Source organism: Streptomyces sp. NPDC101393 (assembly GCF_044767385.1).
Taxonomy (GTDB): Bacteria; Actinomycetota; Actinomycetes; order Streptomycetales; family Streptomycetaceae; genus Streptomyces.
Map to the genome: position 1 here is coordinate 632,484 of NZ_JBIWNU010000004.1, position 21,141 is coordinate 653,624.

Annotated in this window: 22 protein-coding genes; 13 read left to right on the forward strand and 9 right to left on the reverse strand. The window is 74.1% G+C overall.

All coding sequences use genetic code 11. From position 1 onward, the window contains the following. Nucleotide 1: 1 nt before the first annotated feature. Nucleotides 2-706 carry a succinate dehydrogenase cytochrome b subunit gene (locus tag ACIRQ7_RS16380; protein WP_404262993.1) on the reverse strand — a complete coding sequence of 235 codons (705 nt, stop codon included), beginning with the start codon at nucleotides 704-706 and terminating at the stop codon, nucleotides 2-4. A 95-nt stretch (nucleotides 707-801) separates the two neighbouring features. Between ACIRQ7_RS16380 and ACIRQ7_RS16385 the strand changes: the two genes are divergently transcribed. Continuing rightward, complete coding sequence (locus ACIRQ7_RS16385) at nucleotides 802-1,698, forward strand: LysR family transcriptional regulator (protein ID WP_404262994.1); 897 nt, start codon at nucleotides 802-804, stop codon at nucleotides 1,696-1,698. 20 nt (nucleotides 1,699-1,718) lie between these two features. On the opposite strand, the gene ACIRQ7_RS16390 is transcribed toward ACIRQ7_RS16385, so the two are convergent. Both ACIRQ7_RS16390 and ACIRQ7_RS16395 read right to left on the reverse strand, forming a co-directional pair. Beyond that, nucleotides 1,719-2,351 (reverse strand): TIGR03085 family metal-binding protein, encoded by a 633-nt coding sequence (locus ACIRQ7_RS16390; protein WP_401475758.1) that lies wholly within the window; start codon nucleotides 2,349-2,351, stop codon nucleotides 1,719-1,721. A 92-nt stretch (nucleotides 2,352-2,443) separates the two neighbouring features. Beyond that, nucleotides 2,444-2,572, reverse strand: coding sequence for a hypothetical protein (locus tag ACIRQ7_RS16395; protein ID WP_404262995.1), 129 nt, complete (start codon nucleotides 2,570-2,572; stop codon nucleotides 2,444-2,446). A gap of 32 nt (nucleotides 2,573-2,604) precedes the next feature. Here ACIRQ7_RS16395 and hisI point away from each other — a divergent pair, with 32 nt between their 5' ends. From hisI to lgt, 11 genes are all read left to right on the forward strand, one after another. After that, on the forward strand, nucleotides 2,605-3,012 hold the full coding sequence (gene hisI, locus ACIRQ7_RS16400; protein ID WP_401475752.1) for a phosphoribosyl-AMP cyclohydrolase: 408 nt from the start codon (nucleotides 2,605-2,607) through the stop codon (nucleotides 3,010-3,012). A 10-nt stretch (nucleotides 3,013-3,022) separates the two neighbouring features. Beyond that, entirely contained in the window at nucleotides 3,023-4,576 is a 1,554-nt protein-coding gene (locus ACIRQ7_RS16405) for an anthranilate synthase component I (RefSeq protein WP_404262996.1), read from the forward strand. A 64-nt stretch (nucleotides 4,577-4,640) separates the two neighbouring features. Then, nucleotides 4,641-5,294, forward strand: coding sequence for a TIGR02234 family membrane protein (locus tag ACIRQ7_RS16410; RefSeq protein WP_404262997.1), 654 nt, complete (start codon nucleotides 4,641-4,643; stop codon nucleotides 5,292-5,294). An 85-nt stretch (nucleotides 5,295-5,379) separates the two neighbouring features. Further along, nucleotides 5,380-5,625: an HGxxPAAW family protein gene (locus ACIRQ7_RS16415; RefSeq protein ID WP_404262999.1), complete on the forward strand. Its 246-nt coding sequence runs from the start codon at nucleotides 5,380-5,382 to the stop codon at nucleotides 5,623-5,625. Nucleotides 5,626-5,869: 244 nt separating this feature from the next. Further along, nucleotides 5,870-6,313, forward strand: coding sequence for a DUF2752 domain-containing protein (locus ACIRQ7_RS16420; RefSeq protein ID WP_404263155.1), 444 nt, complete (start codon nucleotides 5,870-5,872; stop codon nucleotides 6,311-6,313). Between the two features lie 199 nt (nucleotides 6,314-6,512). Next, nucleotides 6,513-7,322 carry an indole-3-glycerol phosphate synthase TrpC gene (gene trpC / locus ACIRQ7_RS16425; protein ID WP_401475740.1) on the forward strand — a complete coding sequence of 270 codons (810 nt, stop codon included), beginning with the start codon at nucleotides 6,513-6,515 and terminating at the stop codon, nucleotides 7,320-7,322. A 19-nt stretch (nucleotides 7,323-7,341) separates the two neighbouring features. Next, on the forward strand, nucleotides 7,342-7,659 hold the full coding sequence (trpM, locus tag ACIRQ7_RS16430; protein WP_404263000.1) for a tryptophan biosynthesis modulator TrpM: 318 nt from the start codon (nucleotides 7,342-7,344) through the stop codon (nucleotides 7,657-7,659). 361 nt (nucleotides 7,660-8,020) lie between these two features. Continuing rightward, on the forward strand, nucleotides 8,021-9,274 hold the full coding sequence (gene trpB, locus ACIRQ7_RS16435; protein WP_403670998.1) for a tryptophan synthase subunit beta: 1,254 nt from the start codon (nucleotides 8,021-8,023) through the stop codon (nucleotides 9,272-9,274). After that, nucleotides 9,274-10,092, forward strand: a complete 819-nt coding sequence (trpA, locus tag ACIRQ7_RS16440; protein ID WP_404263002.1) for a tryptophan synthase subunit alpha — start codon at nucleotides 9,274-9,276, stop codon at nucleotides 10,090-10,092. Before trpB ends, trpA begins: the two co-directional genes overlap by 1 nt. A gap of 124 nt (nucleotides 10,093-10,216) precedes the next feature. Next, entirely contained in the window at nucleotides 10,217-11,221 is a 1,005-nt protein-coding gene (locus ACIRQ7_RS16445; protein WP_404263003.1) for a thioredoxin domain-containing protein, read from the forward strand. 121 nt (nucleotides 11,222-11,342) lie between these two features. Beyond that, nucleotides 11,343-12,419 (forward strand): prolipoprotein diacylglyceryl transferase, encoded by a 1,077-nt coding sequence (gene lgt / locus ACIRQ7_RS16450; RefSeq protein ID WP_404263004.1) that lies wholly within the window; start codon nucleotides 11,343-11,345, stop codon nucleotides 12,417-12,419. Nucleotides 12,420-12,524: 105 nt separating this feature from the next. Here lgt and ACIRQ7_RS16455 read toward each other — a convergent pair whose 3' ends face one another. The 6 genes from ACIRQ7_RS16455 to ACIRQ7_RS16480 are packed head-to-tail and all read right to left on the reverse strand — an operon-like array spanning nucleotide 12,525 to nucleotide 19,858. Next, a complete protein-coding gene (locus tag ACIRQ7_RS16455) occupies nucleotides 12,525-13,418 on the reverse strand; it encodes an HpcH/HpaI aldolase/citrate lyase family protein (RefSeq protein ID WP_404263006.1) in 894 nt (297 codons plus the stop codon). Continuing rightward, nucleotides 13,415-14,704 carry a CaiB/BaiF CoA transferase family protein gene (locus tag ACIRQ7_RS16460; RefSeq protein WP_404263008.1) on the reverse strand — a complete coding sequence of 430 codons (1,290 nt, stop codon included), beginning with the start codon at nucleotides 14,702-14,704 and terminating at the stop codon, nucleotides 13,415-13,417. Before ACIRQ7_RS16460 ends, ACIRQ7_RS16455 begins: the two co-directional genes overlap by 4 nt. Beyond that, complete coding sequence (locus tag ACIRQ7_RS16465) at nucleotides 14,701-16,188, reverse strand: ADP-ribosylglycohydrolase family protein (protein WP_404263009.1); 1,488 nt, start codon at nucleotides 16,186-16,188, stop codon at nucleotides 14,701-14,703. The genes ACIRQ7_RS16460 and ACIRQ7_RS16465 overlap by 4 nt, the downstream gene beginning before the upstream one ends. 6 nt (nucleotides 16,189-16,194) lie before the next feature. Further along, a complete protein-coding gene (locus ACIRQ7_RS16470) occupies nucleotides 16,195-17,445 on the reverse strand; it encodes an ADP-ribosylglycohydrolase family protein (RefSeq protein ID WP_404263010.1) in 1,251 nt (416 codons plus the stop codon). Further along, nucleotides 17,442-18,812: an ADP-ribosylglycohydrolase family protein gene (locus ACIRQ7_RS16475; protein ID WP_404263012.1), complete on the reverse strand. Its 1,371-nt coding sequence runs from the start codon at nucleotides 18,810-18,812 to the stop codon at nucleotides 17,442-17,444. Before ACIRQ7_RS16475 ends, ACIRQ7_RS16470 begins: the two co-directional genes overlap by 4 nt. Then, on the reverse strand, nucleotides 18,809-19,858 hold the full coding sequence (locus tag ACIRQ7_RS16480) for an ADP-ribosylglycohydrolase family protein (RefSeq protein ID WP_404263157.1): 1,050 nt from the start codon (nucleotides 19,856-19,858) through the stop codon (nucleotides 18,809-18,811). Before ACIRQ7_RS16480 ends, ACIRQ7_RS16475 begins: the two co-directional genes overlap by 4 nt. Before the next feature lie 523 nt (nucleotides 19,859-20,381). Here ACIRQ7_RS16480 and ACIRQ7_RS16485 point away from each other — a divergent pair. After that, entirely contained in the window at nucleotides 20,382-21,122 is a 741-nt protein-coding gene (locus tag ACIRQ7_RS16485) for a VIT1/CCC1 transporter family protein (RefSeq protein WP_404263014.1), read from the forward strand. The last annotated feature ends 19 nt before the right edge of the window (nucleotides 21,123-21,141 follow it).

Below are 21,141 nucleotides of genomic sequence, written 5' to 3' on the forward strand. Positions count from 1 at the left end.
GTCAGCTCACTACTCCGGTCATCACGGAGACGGGGACGGCGATGAAGCCCAGGGTCAAGGCGGCAGCGAGGAGGTTCGCCAGCTGCTTGAGCAGCCGGTCGCGGCCGGGACGGTTGGCGCCCAGCGTCTGTGCGGCGCTCCAGAACCCGTGCCGGATGTGCAGTCCGAGGGCGAGCATCGCCACGATGTAGACGACGTTGCCGTACCAGGTGGAGAAGGTCGCGACGACGTTCTCGTACGGGTGGCCGGCCTCGGCGCGCGGATTCACCGTCAGCGTCGTCAGGTCCAGGATGTGCCAGACGATGAAGAGCCCGAGGATGACACCGCCCCAGCGCATCGTCCGCGTCGCGTAACTGGCCCGCCTGCGGGGATGCGCATATCTGGCGGGCCGGGCGGCGATGTCCCGCCGGCTGAGCTGGTAGGCGGCCACCGCGTGCGTGACGACCGCGGCGAGAAGCACCAGCCGCGCGATCCACAGGAACCACTCGTGGTGCAGGAACGGCTCGCCGATGGTGCGCAGCCAGCCGGCGTACGCGTTGAAGTCCGCCGCCCCGAAGAAGATCTTGAGGTTGCCCAGCATGTGGACGACCAGATACAGCAGCATCACGATGCCGCTGACGGCCATCGCCGCCTTCTTGCCGACGGTCGAGCGCCACAGAAGGCCCGCGAAGGACGGCCGTCGATCCGTCCGAGTGTCCAGTGCCATGAGTCCTGACGCTAAGGACCCACCGCCCCATCAGTCCAAGACATGGTCCGGCTCATGTCCATAGGTAACACCTATCGACGCCTTACGATGCCCCCATGCAGCTGCAGCAGCTCCGCTATTTCACCGCCGTCGCGGACACCCGCCACTTCACCCGCGCCGCCGAGCGCGAGCACGTCGCCCAGCCCTCCCTCTCCCAGCAAATCCGTGCCCTGGAGCGGGAATTGGGCGCCGAACTCTTCCACCGCGCCCGCGGCCACATCACCCTCACCGACGCCGGCGAGACCCTGCTGCCGCTGGCCCGCCGCATCCTCGCCGACACCGAGACCGCCCGCCGCGAGGTCCAGGAGGTCGCCCAGCTGCGCCGCGGCAGACTCCGCCTCGGCGCCCCGCCCAGCCTCTGCGCCAGCCTCGTCCCCGATGTCCTGAGCGCCTTCCACGCCACCTACCCCGGCGTCGACCTGATCGTGAACGAGGACGGCTCCCAGGACCTCGTACGCGCCCTCGCCGACGGCGCACTCGACCTGGCGCTGATCATCACCCCGCTGCCCGTCCAGGCCCCCGCCCTGGTCACGTCCGACCTGCTGCGCGAGGAGCTGGTCGTGGTCTCCGCCCCCGACCGGCCCGCCCCGGTCAGCCGCCGCGCCGGCATCCGCGTCGAAGACCTCCGCGGCCGGCCGCTCGCGATGTTCCGCCGCGGCTACGACCTGCGGGAATTCACCACCGCCGCCTGCCGCGCGGCCGGCTTCGAGCCCACCTTCACCGTCGAGGGCGGCGAGATGGACGCCGTCCTCGGCTTCGTCCGCGCCGGACTCGGCATCGCCGTCGTCCCCAGCATGGTCGCCGAACGCTCCGGCCTGCGCGTCACCCGCTTCAGCACCCCCGGCATGCACCGCGTCGTCTCCGTGGCGCACCGCGGCGACGTCTCCCCGCCCCGCGCCGCCCGCGAACTGGAACGCATCCTGCTGGAGCACCTGGACCCGGGCGGCACCTGAGCCGCCCTCCCGGAGCCCGGCTACATCCCCAGCTCCGCCTGCACCAACCGCCCGATCGCGTCCTTCTCGCCGTCCAGCTCCACGGTCGCCTCCGCCTGCCGCCCGAAAGCGAACATCGTCAGCTCGCCCGGCTCCCCGACGACCGTCACGACCGGCGCCCCGCGGTGCGCCACCGCCGTCCGCCCGTCCGGCCGGCGCAGCACCAGACCCACCGGCGACCGGCGGCCCAGCACCCGCGACATCCGCTCGATGCGCGACCACAGCGCGTCCGAGAAGACGGGATCCAGCTCCCGCGGCGTCCAGTCCGGCTGCGCCCGCCGCACGTCCTCGGCGTGCACATAGAACTCGACGGTGTTGGACGCCTCGTCCAGCTGCTTCAGCGCGAACGGCGACATCCGGGGCGGCCCCGTCCTGATGAGCGCGATCAGCTCCTGGTACGGCTTGTCCGCGAACTCCGCCTGCACCCGCTCCAGCCGCGCGGCCAGCGGCTTGAGGAGAATCCCGCCGGCCGCGTCCGCGCGCCGCTCCCGCACCACCACGTGCGCGGCGAGCTGCCGCGTCGTCCAGCCCTTGCACAGGGTCGGCGCGTCAGGTCCCGCGCTCTCCAACAGGTCGGCGAGAAGGAGCCGTTCACGCTTCGCATGGGTCGACATACCGCCAGCGTACGACCGTGCCCCCAGCCGTGCCACGGCGCCGCGGCACCCGGGGGCCGCCCCTCCGGCTCCCGCCTCCGCTCCGGCCCCCGTCAGCCCCGCACCAGCAGCGCCCCGGCCACCACCACCGCCACCACGAACACCACCACCAGCACCGTCACCGCGACCCGCGCGGCACGGTCCGGATCCGGAGGCGGCAGGGGCGGGCGTCGCTGGTGCATGCCAGCAGGATGCCGCACGGCACAATGGACCCATGAGCAGCAGCGCCACCGACCGAGGCCCCGCGGACCCGGGCATCCCCGCCTCCGCCCTCGACCCCGCCATCGCCGCCCGCCTCAAGCGCGGCGCCGACGGCCTGGTCCCCGCCGTCGCCCAGCAGTACGACACCGGCGAGGTACTGATGCTGGGCTGGATGGACGACGAGGCACTGCACCGCACCCTCACCACCGGCCGCTGCACCTACTGGTCCCGCAGCCGCCAGGAGTACTGGGTCAAGGGCGACACCTCCGGCCACTTCCAGCACGTCAAGTCCGTGGCCCTGGACTGCGACGCCGACACCGTCCTCGTCCGGGTCGACCAGATCGGCGCCGCCTGCCACACCGGCGACCGCACCTGCTTCGATGCGGACGTACTGACAGTCGGGCACGGCACCGACCAGTAGGCTCCGCGGCATGACCACGGGAACCACCGGCACCGCCAATCCGGACCTCGACACCTTCCGCACGCTCGCCAAGGACCGGCGGGTCATCCCCGTCACCCGCCGCCTGCTCGCGGACGGCGACACCCCGGTCGGCCTCTACCGCAAACTCGCCGACGAACGCCCCGGAACCTTCCTTCTGGAGTCCGCCGAGAACGGCAGAACGTGGTCGCGGTACTCCTTCATCGGCGTCCGCAGCGCCGCGACCCTCACCACCCGCGACGGGCAGGCGCACTGGCTCGGCACCCCGCCCGTCGGCGTCCCCACCGACGGCGACCCGCTCGCCGTGCTGCGCGCCACCGTCGAGGCGCTGCACACCCCCCGGGACCTCCTCGAAGGCGCCGGCCTGCCGCCGTTCACCGGCGGCATGGTCGGCTACCTCGGCTACGACATCGTGCGCCGCCTGGAGAAGATCGGCGAGCAGACCACCGACGACCTCCGGCTGCCCGAACTCACCATGCTGCTCACCTCCGACCTCGCGGTCCTCGACCACTGGAGCGGCACCGTCCTGCTGATCGCCAACGCGATCAACCACAACGACCTCGACACCGGCATCGACGAGGCGTACGCCGACGCGGTCGCCCGCCTCGACGCCATGGCCGACGACCTCGCCCGCCCCACCCGCACCGGCGCCGCGGCCCTGCCGCCCTCCGAGGTGCCGCCGTTCACCGCCAAGTGGGGCGGCGCCGCCTACCAGGACGTCGTCGAGGACATCAAGGAGCGCATCCGGGCCGGCGAGGCCTTCCAGGTGGTGCCCTCCCAGCGCTTCGAAACCCCGTGCACGGCAAGCGCGCTGGACGTCTACCGCGTGCTGCGCGCGACCAACCCCAGTCCGTACATGTACCTCTTCCGCTTCGAGGGCGGCGATGACGGCGCGGGCGGCGGGCGGACGGCCTTCGACGTGGTCGGCTCCAGCCCCGAGGCCCTGGTCAAGGTCGAGGACGGCAAGGCGATGGTGCACCCCATCGCCGGCACCCGCCCGCGCGGCGCGTCCGTCGCCGAGGACCAGGCGCTCGCCGACGAGCTGATGGCCGACCCCAAGGAACGCGCCGAACACCTGATGCTCGTCGACCTCGGCCGCAACGACCTCGGCCGGGTCTGCGAACCCGGCAGCGTCGAAGTCGTCGACTTCATGTCCGTGGAGCGCTACAGCCACGTCATGCACATCGTCTCCACCGTCACCGGCAAGGTCGCCGAGGGCCGCACCGCCTTCGACGTCCTCACCGCCTGCTTCCCCGCCGGGACCCTCTCCGGCGCGCCCAAGCCGCGCGCGATGCAGATCATCGAGGAACTGGAGCCGACCCGGCGCGGACTGTACGGCGGCTGCGTCGGCTACCTCGACTTCGCCGGCGACTCCGACACCGCCATCGCCATCCGCACCGCCCTGCTGCGGGACGGCACCGCATACGTCCAGGCCGGCGCCGGTGTGGTCGCCGACTCCGACCCGGTCGCCGAGGACACCGAGTGCCGCAACAAGGCCGCCGCGGTGCTGCGCGCCGTGCACACCGCCAACCACCTCGGCACATGAGCGCGGGCCCCGGCGCACCCCCCGCGCGCCGGGGCACCCTCCGCGGTGCGCGATAGTGGTACGCGTGAGTGCCGTACCCCAGCCCCGTACAGACGCCGCGCCCGCGCCCGCGCAGGCCGCCGCGCCCCGCAGCGCCAGGCGCAGCCTCGCCCTCGCGCTGCTGGCCGGCGCGGCGGGCGCCGGCGTCGCCCTGCTCGCCGCCGGCCGCACCTGGGCCGAGGGCACCGCCCGGCTGGCCCAGGGCGAGCTGCCCAGCAGCGTGACCGGCAGCGATGTGACGGGCGTGCCCGGCGCGCTGGCCGTCGTCGGCCTCGCCGCGCTCGTCGCCGTCTTCGCGGTGCGCAAGGCCGGCCGGATCGCGGTCGCCGCCCTCCTCGCCCTCAGCGGCCTGGGCATCGCCGTCGCCGCCGCGCTCGGCAACTCCGACACCTCCGCGCTGAGCGAGAAGGCCTCCACCGCCGTCGGCCTGTCCGGCACCGGTGTGCATCACGTCACGCACACCGCCTGGCCCTGGGTGACCGCCGGCGGCGGCGTCCTGCTGCTGCTCGCCGGACTCCTCGCCCTCCTCCACGGCCGCTACTGGCCTGCGATGTCGGGCCGTTACGAGCGCACGGCGGACGGCACCCGCGGCCCGCGCCGCGCCCCGAAGGCACCGGACCTGGACCGCCCGGAAGAGATCTGGAAGTCCCTGGACCGGGGCGAGGACCCGACCCGGTAACGGCACCGCCCCCGGCATCGGTGACAATGGGCGGAGAGGATCACCGCGCCCCGACCCCGGCGCGTCAGAGCAACGAGGAGCACTCATGTCGAGCAGTGGCCACGGACACACCCCCGCCGCATGGACCGGCGTCATCATCTCGTTCATCGGCTTCTGTGTCGCCGGGGCGTTCATCGTCATGGCGAACGTCGCCGGTTTCTGGGCGGGCATGGTCCTGATCGGCCTCGGCGCCGTGGTCGGCGGCCTGATGCGGATGGCCGGACTCGGCACGGAGCCGAAGAAGTCCGCGCGGCCGCGCCCCCAGGCGCAGGCCCAGCCGCAGGAAGGCTGAACCACAGCCCCCCCCGCGGCGCCGGCACCCGGCGCCGCCCCGCAGCACCCCCCGAAGGCGCCGCTTCCCGGCCGTGCCCACCCGGACCCCGCACCGCAGGTCCGGATGGCGCGCCCGCCGTCCGTGCCCACCCCGTACGGCGGCCGAGAAGCTGCGCCTTCGCGCGCGGCGCAGCACACTCGGCACCGTGAGCGATCGAGTGGCCCAGATCCGCCACGAGGCCCCACCGGTCACCGCCCCGGAGATCCGTCCGGAGCCCCGGCCCCCGGCCCCGGAGGCCCCCCGCCGCGGCCCGCTGCGCCGCCTGGCGGCCCCGCTGGGCGTCCTCGCCGCCACCGCCGCCGCCTTCACCTACGTCGGCTCCGTCGATCCGGGCGAGCCCGGCCACTACCCGGTCTGCCCGCTGCTCCACCTCACCGGAATCCTCTGCCCGGCCTGCGGCGGACTGCGCGGCGCACATGCCCTCGCCCACGGCGACCTGATCGCCTCGCTGGGCGCCAACGCCCTGGCGGTCGCCGGCTACGCCGCCTTCGCCCTCTTCTGGGTGACCTGGCTGATCCGGGCCGTGCGCGGCCGCCGGACGCGGGGGCCGCGGCCCCGGGCCGTCCACTGGTGGGCGCTGGGCGGACTGCTGCTGGCCTTCACCGTCGTCCGCAACCTGCCCTTCGGCGCCGGCCTGGCCCCATGACCGGCGGCCCGCGCCACCTGCGGCGCATACCACCGCAAAACCCGGAGATGTCCAGGTTGTGGGACCGGCGGCCACCGGATGTGAGACCTGCGCCCCATGCCGGATACCATCGGAAGTGCCTGCCGGAACGGCTTCTCGTCGCACCGGCGGTCAGTGTCCACCGCCAACGCCCCAGAAGCCCCAGAAGGAGGCCGCTCGCGTGAGTGTGCTCGACGAGATCATCGACGGAGTCCGCGCCGACCTCGCCGAGCGGCAGGCGCGCGTCAGCCTCGACGAGCTCAAGGAGCGGGCGCAGAAGGCACGCCCGGCCAAGGACGGTGTCGCCGCGCTCAAGGGCGAGAGCGTCACGGTGATCTGCGAGGTGAAGCGCTCCAGCCCGTCCAAGGGCGCGCTCGCCGCGATCGCCGACCCCGCCGGGCTCGCCGCCGACTACGAAGCGGGCGGCGCCGCCGTCATCTCGGTCCTCACCGAGCAGCGCCGGTTCGGCGGATCCCTGGCCGACCTCGAAGCGGTCCGCGCCAAGGTCGACATCCCCGTGCTGCGCAAGGACTTCATCGTCACCGCCTACCAGCTGTGGGAGGCCCGCGCGTACGGCGCCGACCTCGCGCTGCTGATCGTCTCCGCCCTGGAGCAGGAGGCGCTGGTCTCCCTCATCGAGCGGGCCGAGTCGATCGGGCTCACGCCGCTGGTCGAGGTGCACGACGAGGACGAGGTCGCCCGCGCGGTCGACGCCGGCGCCAAGATCATCGGTGTCAACGCCCGTAACCTCAAGACCCTTGAGGTCGACCGCGGCAACTTCGCCCGGATCGCCCCCGAGATCCCCGACCACATCGTCAAGATCGCCGAGTCCGGTGTCCGCGGGCCGCACGACCTCATCGCGTACGCCAACGACGGCGCGGACGCCGTGCTCGTCGGCGAATCGCTGGTCACCGGCAAGGACCCCAAGACCGCCGTCGCCGACCTGGTCGCCGCGGGATCCCACCCGGCGATCCGCCACGGCCGGTCCTGACGGTCCGGACCCCACCGACATGACCGCCACCGCAGCAGGCATCCGCCGCCCGGCCCGGGTACTCCACCCGGGCCGGGTCGGCGTGCGCGCCGCCGCGGGGGCTGCCCTGGCCTCCCGGGGCCCCGGCGCGGCCGGACCGGCCGGCGGCTCGCGAGGCCGCGGTCCCCGGTGCGACTCCCGCCGCAGTCCGCGGCCGGTGCGCTGTGCGCTGCCGCCGTGGCACCGCGGCTGCCGGGCCCCGGCGCGCCGGATCCACGGGCGCCGGGTCAGGTATCACATCGGATCGGTCCCGGGACAGATCAACGGCATGCGATGGCAGGCGGGGCCCGCGCGCTGACGCGGCGGCCCCAGGGCTCGCAGGGGGCCTTCCCCCGCCCCGGACCATCCCGCCCGGCGGGGAAGGTGCCGGGAGCGCCCGCACCGGCCTCCACGGCACCACAGGCCCGTAGCCGTACGGCCCGCGGCCGTGCGTCCCGAACTCCGGCCGGCGACCCCGGCCGCGGTAGTGGCACGCCGTCCGTGAAGCGGGCCGGCGCCGCACAGACCGGCAAACCGCACCGCTGCCGGCTCCGTCAGCGGCGCCGGGACCGGCACCGGCTCGGCAACGGCCTGCCACAGCGTGCGGCACATAGCGTGATGTCCGTCTTCCGACATACCCAGACTTCCGGGGCGCGTGCCCCGGCCTAGGAGTGCCTCTGATGTCCTCCGATTTCTTTCTTCCCGACCCCGACGGCCTGATTCCGGGCCCCGAGGGCTATTTCGGCGCCTTCGGCGGCAAGTTCATCCCCGAAGCGCTGGTCGCCGCGGTCGACGAGGTCGCCGCCGAGTACGAGAAGGCCAAGGCGGACCCCGCCTTCGCGGTCGAGCTCAACGACCTGATGGTCAACTACACCGGGCGCCCCAGTGCGCTCACCGAGGTGCCGCGGTTCGCGGAACAGGCGGGCGGCGCCCGGGTGTTCCTCAAGCGCGAGGACCTCAACCACACCGGGTCGCACAAGATCAACAATGTGCTGGGCCAGGCGCTGCTCACCAAGCGCATGGGCAAGACCCGGGTCATCGCCGAGACCGGCGCGGGACAGCACGGCGTCGCCACCGCGACCGCCTGCGCCCTCTTCGGCCTCGAATGCACCATCTACATGGGCGAGGTCGACACCCAGCGCCAGGCGCTGAACGTCGCCCGGATGCGGATGCTCGGTGCCGAGGTCATCTCCGTGACGTCCGGCAGCCGCACCCTCAAGGACGCCATCAACGAGGCGTTCCGCGACTGGGTCGCCAACGTCGACCGTACGCATTACCTCTTCGGCACCGTCGCCGGACCGCACCCCTTCCCGGCGCTGGTCCGCGACTTCCACCGCGTCATCGGTGTCGAGGCGCGCCGGCAGATCCTGGAGCGGGCCGGGCGCCTCCCGGACGCCGCCGTGGCCTGCGTGGGCGGCGGCTCCAACGCCATCGGCCTCTTCCACGCCTTCCTCCCGGACGCACAGGTCAGGCTGGTCGGCTGTGAGCCGGGCGGGCACGGCGTGGAGACCGGCGAGCACGCGGCCACGCTCACCGAGGGCACCCCGGGCATCCTGCACGGTTCGCGCAGTTACGTCCTGCAGGACGAGGACGGCCAGATCACCGAGCCGTACTCGATCTCGGCGGGGCTGGACTACCCGGGTATCGGCCCGGAGCACGCCTACCTCAAGGACACCGGCCGCGCCGAGTACCGCGCGGTCACCGACGACGCCGCCATGCAGGCGCTGCGGCTGCTGTCGCAGACCGAGGGCATCATCCCGGCCATCGAGAGCGCCCATGCGCTGGCCGGCGCCCTGGAGCTGGGCCGTGAGCTGGGCCCGGAGGGGCTGCTGCTGGTCAATCTCTCGGGCCGTGGCGACAAGGACATGGACACCGCCGCCCGTTACTTCGGGCTGTACGACAACGCCGACCAGGCGGAAGCGGGGGAGAAGTGATGGCGGGCAACGTCGAACTGCTGAATTCGGTGCTGGCGCAGGCCCGCACGGAGAACCGCGCCGCGCTCGTCGGCTACCTCCCGGCCGGATTCCCGACCGTCGACGGCGGCGTACGGGCGATGACCGAGATGCTCGACGGCGGCTGCGATGTCGTCGAGGTCGGGCTGCCGCACAGTGACCCGGTCCTGGACGGCCCGGTGATCCAGACCGCCGATGACATCGCGCTGCGCGGCGGCGTGAAGATCGTCGACGTGATCCGCACGGTCGGCGAGGTGCACGCGGCCACCGGCGCCCCGGTGCTGTGCATGACGTACTGGAACCCGGTCGACCGTTACGGCGTCGAGCGGTTCGCGGCCGATCTGGCCGCCGCGGGTGGCGCCGGCTGCATCCTGCCGGACCTCCCCGTCGAGGAGTCCGAGGTGTGGCGCAAGGCCGCCGAGCAGCACGGACTGGCCACGGTCTTCGTGGTCGCCCCGAGCAGCCGGGACGAGCGGCTCGCCAAGATCACCGCGGCCGGCAGCGGCTTCGTCTACGCCGCCTCGCTGATGGGCGTCACCGGCACCCGTACGTCCGTCGGCCTCGAGGCGCAGAACCTGGTGGCCCGCACCCGCGCCACCACCGACCTTCCGGTGTGCGTCGGACTGGGCGTCTCCAACCCCGAACAGGCCGCCGAGGTGGCGCAGTTCGCGGACGGCGTGATCGTCGGCTCGGCATTCGTCAAGCGGCTGCTGGCGGACGCGGACGACCTGGAAGCGGGCCTCGCCGGGGTCCGCGCGCTCGCCGGTGAACTGGCCGACGGCGTGCGCAAGCGCGTCTGAGGAAGCCGGGTGGGCGGCTGCCGCCGGGCACGTGTGTGCGGCAGCCGTCCGATCCGTCCCCCGATAGGGCGAACATCGGTGCGGAGGGGTGCGACGGCGCCCCTCCGCTTCGTTGTCCAGGGGTGTGAGCCAGAACAATCAAGACGGTAAGAGCAGCGCACGCGAGCGGCTGCAGGCACAGCGCGAGAAGGAGAAGGCACGCGCCCGGCGCGGCCGGCAGGCGATTGTCGCCGGATCGGTGGTGGCGGCACTGGTGGCCGCCGGAGGTATCGCCCTCTGGGCGACGTCATCCGGCGACGACAGCAGCAGCGACAACGAAGTGGCCGTCCCCAAGCAGGCCAGCGGCGGTGACAAACCCGCCGTCCCGGTGGGCGCGGTCGACGCCCCCTCCACCCTCACCGTGTGGGAGGACTTCCGCTGCCCCGCCTGCCAGCAGTTCGAGACCACCTTCCGCAAGGCCGTCCACGAACTGGAGGACTCCGGGCAGCTGAAGTCCGAGTACCACCTCGCGACGATCATCGACGGAAACGTCGGCGGCCAGGGATCGCGCAACGCCGCCAACGCGGCTCTCTGCGCCCAGGACGCCGGCCGGTTCCGCGACTACCACGACCTGCTGTACGCCAGCCAGCCGCCCGAGCAGCAGGACAAGTTCGCCGACAAGCAATACCTGCTCCAACTGGCGGGCAAGATCAAGGGTTTGGTGACCCCGGCCTTCACCGCGTGCGTCAACGACGGCACCTACGACAACTTCGTGGCGAAGTCCAACTCCGCCTTCACCAGCTCCGGATACCGCGGCACCCCGACCATCCTGCTCAACGGCAAGGACCTCGCCAACGTCAAGGGCGGCCGGTTCACCCCGGCGGACCTCAAGAAGATGGTGCGGGACGCCAACAAGGGCAAGCAGCCGGGAAAGGCGAGCCCGCCAGGAACCGAGAAGCAGGGGAACCCGGGCAAGCAGGGGCATCCGGAGAAGCACGGGTCCTCGGAGAAGCAGGGGAACCCGGGCAAGCAGGGGCATCCCGAGAAGCAGGGGTATCCGGAGCAGCAGGGGAATCCGGGGGGCCCGGTGAAGCAGCAGAACCCCGTTCAGCCGACGGCGCCGGGTCAGCCGGCCGCGCCGGTGTCCTGACGCCCGGCGCCCCCGGGGCCCGGACACGCAGTGTCATGGCGACATACGGCAGGGTCGTTACGGAGCCGTTGCCGGGTGGGTTGTCCCCGACCCCGCCCGGCGCGGTAGCGTCGACCCTGCCATGGACCTCGCATTCATTCCCAGCCCGTCGACCGGTGTCGTACATCTCGGCCCGATCCCGCTGCGCGGCTACGCATTCTGCATCATCATCGGCGTCTTCGTCGGCGTCTGGCTCGGCAACAAGCGCTGGGTTCAGCGCGGTGGCCGCTCCGGAACCGTCGCGGACATCGCCGTGTGGGCCGTGCCCTTCGGGCTCGTCGGCGGCCGGCTCTACCACGTCATCACGACGTACGAGCCGTACTTCGGCAAGAACGGCCACCCCCTCGACGCCTTCAAGGTGTGGGAAGGCGGCCTCGGTATCTGGGGCGCGGTCGCGCTCGGCGCGGTGGGTGCGTGGATCGGCTGCCGCCGCCGCGGCATCCCGCTTCCCGCGTACGCCGATGTGCTGGCGCCCGGCCTCGCCTTCGGGCAGGCGATCGGCCGCTGGGGCAACTGGTTCAACCAGGAGCTCTACGGCCGCGCCACCGACGTGCCGTGGGCGCTGGAGATCAGCTCCGACCCGGCCATCGGGCGCGTCGGCGGCACCTACCACCCGACGTTCCTGTACGAGTCCCTGTGGTGCGTCGGTGTCGCGCTGCTGGTGATGTGGGCGGACAAGCGCTTCCGGATGGGCCACGGCCGGGTCTTCGCGCTGTATGTCGCGGCGTACTGCGTGGGCCGTGCCTGGATCGAGTACATGCGGGTGGACGAGGCGCACCACATCCTGGGCATGCGGCTGAACGTCTGGACCGCGCTCATCGTCGGCCTCCTCGCCGTCGCCTACCTGGTGATCTCGGCCAAGAAGGTGCCGGGCCGCGAGGCGGTCGTGGAGCCGGGGGCGCAGCTCGACGGGGACGCGGACGCCTCGGGAGATGCCGAGGACGCGGGGGACGACCCGTCCCGGGCGAAGGTCTCCGTCGACAAGAAGTCCGCCGAGTCCGCCGAGTCCGCAGGGGAGTCCGGCGACGAGAAGAGCGACGGTGCCGGCGGCAAGGAATCCGGCGCCGATGCCGATGCCGGTTCGGGTTCCGGCTCCGGCTCCGGAACCGGTTCCTCGAAGGCGAAGCCTGCCGGGAGCGGCAGCACCAAGAAGTCCTGAGGACTGGCGGTGGTCCGCGGACCGCCGCCCGCCCGGTACGAGAGCGCCGGGCGGACTCGATTCGTCGAGTCCGCCCGGCGCTTTTCGCTGTGCCGCCGTCCCCGGTCAGCGGCGGCGGTCGGCCAGAGCCAGCACCCGCTGCGCGCCGGCCACCACGGCCGCGTCGACGAAACGCCCGTCGGGCAGGGCCAGCGCCCCGGCCTCCGTCGTCGTGGCCTTCACGATCTCCTCCGCCGCCTCGATCTCCTCGGCGCCCGGCAGATGCGCGGCCTCGATGACCGGCAGCTGGCGGGGGTGGATCGCGGCCCGGCCGAGGAAGCCCAGGGCCCGGCCGTGCGCGCAGGACGCGGCCAGCCCGTCCAGGTCGCGTACGTCGGGGTAGACCGACTGCGGCGGCGGGGCGAGGCCGGCCGCGCGGGCGGCGACCACGGTCCGGCTGCGCGGCCAGGCCAGGCCCGCCTCGTCGCGGACGCCGAGTTCCGCGCGGAGGTCGGCCTCGCCGAGCGCGATCCCGTGCAGAGCGGGGTGTGCGGTGGCGATGGCGAAGGCGTGCTCGATGCCGAGGGCGGATTCGAGCAGCGCGTAGAGGGCGGGCGGCGCGGCGGGCGCGGGCAGGGCCGTGCGGGCGAGGGCCACGGCACGGTGGATGCCGGCCGGGCCGTGCACCTTGGGCAGCCGCAGCCCGGCGAGGCCGGGGAGCGCGGCGAGGGTGCGGATCTCGGTGGCGGCCCGTGGCCCGTCCAGGGTGTTGACGCGGACGTGTACGGGGGCCGGGCCCGGTGCCGGGTCGGCCAGCAGGTCGGCGGTGGCGCGCAGCGCGTAGTCCTTGCGGTCCGGGGCGACGGCGTCCTCCAGGTCGACGAGGACGATGTCGGCGCCGCAGCCGAGCGCCTTGGCGACCACGTCGGGGCGGTCGCCGGGGACGTATAGCCAGGTCAGTGGTGTCAGTGGTGCCAGTGGTGCCGGCGGCGGGGCGGTGCCCGGGGCGGCGGGCGTCACAGGGCCCCCGCCGCGCGCAGGCCGGCGATCTCCAGGGCGGTCATGCCGAGGCCGGTCAGCACCTCGTCGGTGTCCGCGCCGTGCGGCCGCCCGGCCCAGCGGATGGCGCCCGGTGTCTCGGAGAGCCGGAAGAGGACGTTCTGCATCCGCAGGGTGCCGAGTTCGTCGTCCGGCACCTCGGTGATGGAGCCGAGGGCCCGGTACTGCTCGTCGGCCAGCACATCGCGGATGTCGTAGACCGGTGCGACGGCCGCCTCGGCCTTCTCGAATTCTGCGAGCACCTCGGCGCGGTTGTGGCAGCCGATCCAGTCCCCGACGGCCTGGTCGAGTTCGTCGGCGTGTCCGGCCCGCCCGGCGCCGCTCGCGAACCAGGGCTCGTCGGTCAGGTCCGGTCGGCCGACCAGCCGCAGCACCCGTTCGGCGATGGACTGGGCCGAGGTGGAGACCGCCACCCAGGAGCCGTCGGCGGTGCGGTAGGTGTTGCGCGGCGCGTTGTTGGTGGAGCGGTTGCCGGTGCGCGGCTGGACGTAGCCGAGCTGGTCGTACCAGAGGGGCTGCGGGCCGAGGACGGTCAGCATCGGCTCGATGATCGCCATGTCGACGACCTGGCCGCGGCCGGATGGGGGTCCCCCCGCCCGACCGGAGCCGAGAGTGGGGGAGTCCCGTCCGCGCAGGGCGGCCATCACGGCGTATGACGTGGCGAGGGCGGCGATCGAGTCGGCGAGGCCGAACGGCGGCAGGGTCGGCGGGCCGTCCGGTTCGCCGGTGAGGGCGGCGAAGCCGCTCATCGCCTCGGCGAGGGTGCCGAATCCGGGGCGGCGCGCGTACGGGCCGAACTGTCCGAAGCCGGTGACCCGGGCCAGCACCAGGCGGGGGTTGGCGGCGGACAGCTCGTCCCAGCCCAGGTCCCATTTCTCCAGGGTGCCGGGGCGGAAGTTCTCGATGATGACATCGGCTCCGGCGGCGAGCCGCAGCAGCACCGCGCGGCCCTCGGGCGAGGACAGGTCCAGGGTCATCGTCTTCTTGTTGCGGCCCAGCAGCTTCCACCACAGGCCGATGCCGTCCTTGGAGGGGCCGTGGCCGCGCGAGGGGTCGGGCCGCCGCGGATGTTCGACCTTGATCACCTCGGCGCCGAAGTCCCCGAGCATGGTGGCGGCGAGCGGCCCGGCGAACAGCGTGGCGAGGTCGAGGACCCGGAGCCCGGCGAGCGGGCCGGGGGAGGATGCGGCGGTGCCGGGGGCGTCGTCGCGGGCGGCGTCGGCGTCGGTGCGGTGCGGGTCGGTCATGGTGCGGATGCCTCCGGTCGGTCGGGACGGACGGCGAGCGCGGCGGTGCGTCTCGCGAGGGTGTCGAAGCCGATGCCGTCGAGCCCGCCGACCGAGGTCGCGAGCCGGTTGCGCAGCGGTGCCGTCCAGCGGTCGGGGAGCGCGGCGGGGCTCCCGGCCAGCAGTCCGGCGATCGAGCCGGCCGTCGCACCGTTGGAGTCGGTGTCCCAACCCCCGGACACCGCACGGCAGATGGAGCCGGTGAAGTCGCCGTCGGCGTGGGTGAGGGCCGCGGCCAGCAGCGCGGCGTTGGGCACGGCGTGCACCCAGTGGTGGTGGCCGTAGGTCTCGTGCAGCCGGTCGACGACGGTGGCGAAGCCGTCCGGGGTGCCGGTGGGTTCCTCCTGCGCGGCGGCGATGCCGAAGCGCACGGCCCGCGCGAGCCGGGAGCGGACGGGGATCACCCCGAGCCCGGCCCGCAGCGCGCCGTGCACATCGCTGCCGCCGCCCGCCGCCCCGGCGAGGGCGCCCGCCGCGAACATCGCGGCGTACACACCGTTCGCGGTGTGGCTGAGGGTGGCGTCCCGCCAGGCCTCGGCGGCCGCGGCCACCGGGTCGCCGGGGTGGGTCCAGCCGAAGATGTCCGCGCGGATCTGCGCACCGATCCACTCCCGGAACGGGTTGCGGTGGCGCGCGGTGTGCGGCGGCTCGATGCCGTCCAGCAGATTGCGGTACGCGAGGCGCTCGGCGGTGAAGGTCCGTCCGGCGGGCAGTTCGTCCAGCCACAGCCGCGCCACCTCGGCGGTGGTGAAGTGATGGCCGTGGCGTTCGAGGAGCAGCAGCCCCAGGAGCGGGTAGTTGAGGTCGTCGTCCTCGGGCATCCCGTCGATGTTCTCGGCGAGCGAGGTGGCGCGGCTGCGGCGGTTCCAGGGGTGCCGGGCGGCCACCGCCGGATCGAGCCCGTTCGCGGTGAACCACGAGGCCAGCGGCCAGTTCCCGGTCGAGCGGGCCAGTGCCCGGATGCCGCTGAGCGGCAGCTTCTCGACGGGTTTGCCGAGCAGGCAGCCGGCTGCCCGGCCGAGCCAGGCCGCCTCCAGACGGGCGGTCCGCGCGGCGGCCGGGTCCGGGTCCGGAGCCCGCTCGGGGGCCGCGGCTCGTGGGGCCGTGGTTCCCGTGCCGGTGGCCACGGGGGACGCGGCCCGGGGGCGCAGCGCTTCGATCGCGGCCAGGTCCGTCGGCTCATCGACTTCCAACGGGCTGTGCAGCAGGGCGAGTTCGTCGAGCAGGCGCTCGGCGAGGGTGCGCAGTGACGGGTCGGCGGGCCCGGGGGAGGCGCCCGCCCCGCCGGGCGCCGGCGCCCCGCCCGCCGCGTGCCAGCCGCGCGCGATCGCGGTGGCGTCCCTGCCGTCCTCCGCAGCCTGCCCCAGCTCGTGCCCGACCAGGTCCTCCGGCTGCACCCACGTCACCCGGAGCGCCGCCGGGGCCCGTACCGCCGTTGTGGTCACCGCGGTTCACTCCCCGGCGAGCGCCGTGAAGGCGCGTTCGTGGGCGTGGTGGCGGTCCCGGTCGCGGGCGAAGACCTCGCGGCTGACCGCGGCCAGCGCCAGCGCCGGTGCCTCCAGGTCGAGGCGGCTGGCGCGGGCGACCTCGGTGCTCCACTCCGGCGGTACGGCGGCGGCGCCGGACAGGGCGCCGACGAGGGCGCCGCTCATCGTGGCGATGGAGTCGCAGTCGCGGCCGTAGTTGACGGAGCCGAGGACCGTGCGGCGGAAGTCGCCGCCGCCGACGAGCAGCATGCCCAGGGCGACGGGGAGTTCCTCGATGGCGTGCAGGCGGGAGGGGCGGCGGGCGCCCAGCGACGGGTTGCGGTAGTCCGGGCCGACGGTGTCGAAGGGCGCGACGGCCGCGCGCAGCGGCGCCAGCGCGGCTTCGTAGCCGGTCTGCGGCGGGCTCCCTTCCGCGGCGGCCTGTCCGGCGTACGGCGCTGCCGCCTCGCACACCGCCTCGATCGCGCGGTGGGTGCCGTCCTTGGCGAGCCGGAGGGCGTGGCCGATGACGGAGGCCACGGTGGCGTCCGGTGCGAACGCGGCGGCCACGGCCGCGGCGAAGACCCCCGCTGCCTCCCGCCCGTAGGACGACTGATGGGCACCGGCGATGTCCAGCGCCTCGGCGTAAGCCCGGTCGGGATGACCGGCGTTGACGATGCCGACCGGCGCCATGTACATCGCCGCCCCGCAGTTGACGATGTTTCCGACGCCCGCCTCGCGCGGATCGACGTGCCCGTAGTGCAGCCGCGCCACGATCCACTTCTCGGCGAGGAAGATCCGCTGCAGCGGCAGCGCCTCGGCCTCCAGCTCGGGGATCCAGCGCGGGGTGCCGATCAGATCCGGTACGAGGTGGTCGGCGATGGCGTAGGCGTCCAGGTGATCGCGCACCGTCTCGTAGACGCGGACCAGGGCATGCGTCATCAGGGTGTCGTCGGTGACGTGGCCGTCGCCCTTGTGGTACGGCGCGATCGGCCGGGCGGTGCGCCAGGCGTCGTGGAACGGGCCGACGATGCCGTCGACCCGGCCGCCGTGCCGCGCCACGATCTGCTCCGGGGTCCAGCCCTCGACGGGCCCGCCGAGGGCGTCGCCGACGGCGGCGCCGACCAGGCATCCCCTGGCCCGGTCCTCCAGTGCCGGCGAACCGGCGGGCGGCTGTGTCGTGGCCGGTGCGGCCGGGTCCTGGCCTGCCGCGCGGTGGGTGGTCGTCGAGGTCATGTGCGGGTGAGTCCTTCCACGGAGGGGCAGGGCGGCAGCGGGGCGGGCGCCGCTGCCGGGCCCGCCCCCTCGGTCCCGGCAAGCGGCGCCGGCAGGGCTTCGCCGGCTCCTTCCGGGGCGGTCAGTTCCGTACCGGCGAGCAGGCCGGCCAGTTCGACGAGGTCGGTGCCGGCCAGCCGGGGCAGGGCGCAGCCGGACAGCACCCGGCAGGCGTCCCGCCAGGTGCGGGGCAGCTCGCGGGCGCCCCCGAGCGCACCGGTCAGCGCCCCGGCGAGGGCGGGCGCCGAGTCCGCGACCCGGGACAGGCAGGCGGCGGCAGGCACCGCCTCGGCGATCCGCCCGTCCGCCGCGAGGGCGAGGGCGAGCGCGACGGGGACGGTCTCGGCGGCGGCGATGCCGTAGCTGTAGACGTGGTCGACGATCTCGTGTTCCAGGACGGGCACCAGGGCGAAGGCATTGCCGGGCCGGCCGGGCCGGTCGGCGGCGGCGGAGCGTGCGAGCCGGACCGCGTGCAGCGCGTTGCGGCGGATCTCGGTGCCCTCCGGGAGCTGTCCGAGCGCCGCGTCCACGCAGGCGCCGACCGGCGCGCCGCCGAGCGCGGCCGCCACCGCGGCGGCCATCGCGCGGGCGCCGTGCACCCCGTCGCCGTCCTGTGTGTAGCGCGCGTCGTACTCGGCGAGATCGGCCGCGGCGGACGGCTCACCGGGATGGACGACGGCCAGAACGGTGGCCCGCACGCAGGCCGCGTCGTCGAAGAAGTGCGGGTTGTCGTGGCCGGTGGCCGGCGGCCGCAGCCCGGCCGCGAGGTTGCCGAGCCCGGCCCGTACGGAGATCCGGGCGCGCAGCGGCAGCACCGCGGACTCCACCTCGGGCGCCCGGTCGGCGGCCGCGGCGACCTCGCTCGCCAGCGCGTTCCAGGCGAGGTCGATGGCGGCCCGCATCCGGCGGTCCCGGCCGAGGTCGCTGAGCAGGGCCTCGGCGGCGGTGAGCACCGAGGCGGCGGTGAAGGCGGCCCACTCGGCGTCGTCGGAGGGGCCCAGCCGCAGCGGCTCGGGCGGCTGGTTGAGGGCGATCGGGACGGGCAGGGTGGTGGTCGCGTTCTGCTCGGCGAAGGTGTCCAGCTCGCGGGTCAGCCGACGGGTCCACTCGGGCATCCGCGCGGCCCGGTGCCGGGCCGCCGGCCACCCGGCGGCATCCCCCGAGGCCAGCCCCAGCAGCAGCCCTTCGATCCGGTCGCGGGCGGAGCCGCCGGCCGGCTCACCGGTGTCCGCCCCGGCGGTGTCGTCGGCCGCTCCGGCGTCGGGGTCGGTCCGGGCCCCGGGCGGCCCCGGTGCCCGCTCCCCGTCGCCCCGCCGGCCGCCGTTCACCGGACCCCCACGGCAGCGCCCGCGACCGCCCCGGTGCCCGCCACGGTCCGCGCACCCGGCCCCGGGTCCGGCCCCGCCGTCGACCCGGCCACCGCTTCCTCCGGTGCCAGCAGGTCCGCGATGTCCAGGACGTGGTAGCCGGCCATCGACGGCAGACAGCTGCCGCGCACCGGGCCGATCGCGGCGGTCCAGGTCGCGGGGATGGCGGCGGCACCGGTCAGCGCACCGGCCAGCGCGCCCGCCACCGCCGCCGTCGTGTCGGCGTCCCGGCCCATGTTGACCGCGGTCAGCACCGACGCGGAGAAGTCACCGCGGGCGGCGGCGAAGGCGCCGAAGGCCAGGCCCACGGCCTCGGGGGCCAGGTCCGTCCAGGGGTAGCCGCCGATCACCACGGCGGAGCGCACCGCGCGCTCGGTGCCGAGCCGGGTGATGCCCGGATCGTGCCGGGAGCGCTGGGCGGCGGCGACCGCGCGGCGCAGCGAGCGGGCGGTCCAGGAGTCCTCGGGGACGACGGAGAGCGCGGCGGCGATCACCGCGTCGGTGGAGCGGGCGACCATGGCGGTGGCCACTCCGGCGGCGACCGCCCGGCCGCCGTAGATTCCCTCGCCGTCGTGGCTGACGGTGCCGTCGATGGCGACGAGCCGGGCGGCCTCGGCGGGCCGGCCCGCGGCGAACACCCCGAACGGCGCGGCCCGCATCGCCAGTCCGTCGCTCCACGCGTGCCGGTGCTGGGCGGAGATGGGGGCGGCGAGACCGCGGCGCAGGTTCTCCAGGGTGCCGCGCTCGCTGAACCCCGCACCGCGGAACGGGCCCTCGTCGCGGTCGGCGATCCACTGGTGCCAGGCGGCCTCGACATGGGCGACGGTCAGCGCCGAGCCGTGGGCGGCGAGCAGCAGCCCGGAGAAGATCGCGTACTCGGTGTCGTCGGTGCCGGCCGGTTCGTCCTCGACGTAGCCCTCGATACGGCCCCAGCGGCGGCGGATCTGGGAGGGCTTCATGTTCTCCGCGGGCGCGCCGAGCGCGTCGCCGACGGCGAGCCCGAGCATCGCGCCGCGGGCCCGGTCGCGAACCGCGCCGGCGGCAGCGGGCACGCCACCGGGGGGCACGCCCCGGGCCACGCCGTGGGGCACCTCGTCGGGCATACCGCCGGGAGCGGCGGGGCCGGAGGGCGTCAGGTGCGGTGCGCTCATGGGCGTGCCCTTCTGTCGTGCGCCGCGGACCGCCGCCGTGTCCCGGACCGCGGCCCTGTGTGCGTCCCGGCGCCCGGCACCGGCCCGCTGCGGCTATCCGTCCCACGCCGGGGCGCCGCTCTCCTGTCTCGGGCGGCAGGGTCACCCGGTCGAATCCGTGGAAGGGGGCGCAGGGATCCGGCCGCGGGCCGTCAGAAAGGCACCCAAAACGGTGTGTGACCCAGGTCTCACTGATCGACGCTCGGTAAAGTCGCAGGTCAGAGCGGTAAGTACGGCCTTCCTTGCTAGCGGCGGCGGCTTTTTCGCGCAAAGCTTCCAGGTGTTGGAGGGGGAAGCGCCGCTATCGGCCCACACCTCGCTGAAGGGAGAAGGTCCCGCTATGTCCGTCCTGGAAATCATGGATTCCGCCGCGCCGACGCACGTCGCGCACCGCGACAATCACACGCACCGCGACGTGAACGGCGGCTGGCTGCGCCCTGCCGTCTTCGGCGCGATGGACGGCCTGGTCTCGAACCTCGCCCTCATGACCGGTGTGGCGGGCGGCGCCGTGTCGCAGCAGACGATCATCATCACCGGACTGGCGGGGCTGGCCGCGGGAGCTTTCTCGATGGCGGCGGGCGAGTACACCTCGGTCGCCTCGCAGCGTGAGCTGGTCCTCGCCGAGCTGGACATCGAGCGGGGCGAGCTGCTCACGCACCCGAAGGACGAGCTGGACGAACTGGCCGCCCTCTACGCCTCGCGCGGCGTGGAGCCGTCCCTTGCCCGGAAGGTGGCCGAACAGCTCTCCCGGGATCCCGAGCAGGCGCTGGAAATTCATGCACGCGAGGAATTGGGAATCGACCCTTCCGACCTTCCTTCGCCCACTGTCGCCGCCGTTTCTTCCTTCGGATCGTTTGCGCTGGGTGCGCTGCTGCCTGTCCTTCCTTATTTGCTGGGAGCTTCCGCGCTGTGGCCCGCGGTGCTGCTCGCGCTGCTGGGACTCTTCGCCTGCGGGGCTGTTGTGGCCCGTGTGACGGCGCGCTCGTGGTGGTTCAGCGGACTGCGCCAGCTCGCCCTGGGTGGCGCGGCCGCAGGTGTGACGTACATCCTGGGGGCGTTGTTCGGAACCGTCGTAGGGTGACGCGTCATGCGGATGGCCG

Coding starts and splice junctions, on each gene's coding strand:
- trpA (WP_404263002.1), top strand. CDS start 9,274: ATGGCGGGCAACGTCGAACTGCTGAATTCGGTGCTGGCGCAGGCCCGC.
- trpM (WP_404263000.1), top strand. CDS start 7,342: ATGACCGCCACCGCAGCAGGCATCCGCCGCCCGGCCCGGGTACTCCAC.
- ACIRQ7_RS16480 (WP_404263157.1), bottom strand. CDS start 19,858: ATGCTCGGGCTCGCCGTCGGCGACGCGCTCGGCGCGCCCGCGGAGAAC.
- ACIRQ7_RS16380 (WP_404262993.1), bottom strand. CDS start 706: ATGGCACTGGACACTCGGACGGATCGACGGCCGTCCTTCGCGGGCCTT.
- ACIRQ7_RS16385 (WP_404262994.1), top strand. CDS start 802: ATGCAGCTGCAGCAGCTCCGCTATTTCACCGCCGTCGCGGACACCCGC.
- ACIRQ7_RS16395 (WP_404262995.1), bottom strand. CDS start 2,572: ATGCACCAGCGACGCCCGCCCCTGCCGCCTCCGGATCCGGACCGTGCC.
- ACIRQ7_RS16415 (WP_404262999.1), top strand. CDS start 5,380: ATGTCGAGCAGTGGCCACGGACACACCCCCGCCGCATGGACCGGCGTC.
- ACIRQ7_RS16470 (WP_404263010.1), bottom strand. CDS start 17,445: ATGACCTCGACGACCACCCACCGCGCGGCAGGCCAGGACCCGGCCGCA.
- trpB (WP_403670998.1), top strand. CDS start 8,021: ATGTCCTCCGATTTCTTTCTTCCCGACCCCGACGGCCTGATTCCGGGC.
- ACIRQ7_RS16460 (WP_404263008.1), bottom strand. CDS start 14,704: ATGACCGACCCGCACCGCACCGACGCCGACGCCGCCCGCGACGACGCC.
- hisI (WP_401475752.1), top strand. CDS start 2,605: ATGAGCAGCAGCGCCACCGACCGAGGCCCCGCGGACCCGGGCATCCCC.
- ACIRQ7_RS16390 (WP_401475758.1), bottom strand. CDS start 2,351: ATGTCGACCCATGCGAAGCGTGAACGGCTCCTTCTCGCCGACCTGTTG.
- ACIRQ7_RS16485 (WP_404263014.1), top strand. CDS start 20,382: ATGTCCGTCCTGGAAATCATGGATTCCGCCGCGCCGACGCACGTCGCG.
- lgt (WP_404263004.1), top strand. CDS start 11,343: ATGGACCTCGCATTCATTCCCAGCCCGTCGACCGGTGTCGTACATCTC.
- ACIRQ7_RS16405 (WP_404262996.1), top strand. CDS start 3,023: ATGACCACGGGAACCACCGGCACCGCCAATCCGGACCTCGACACCTTC.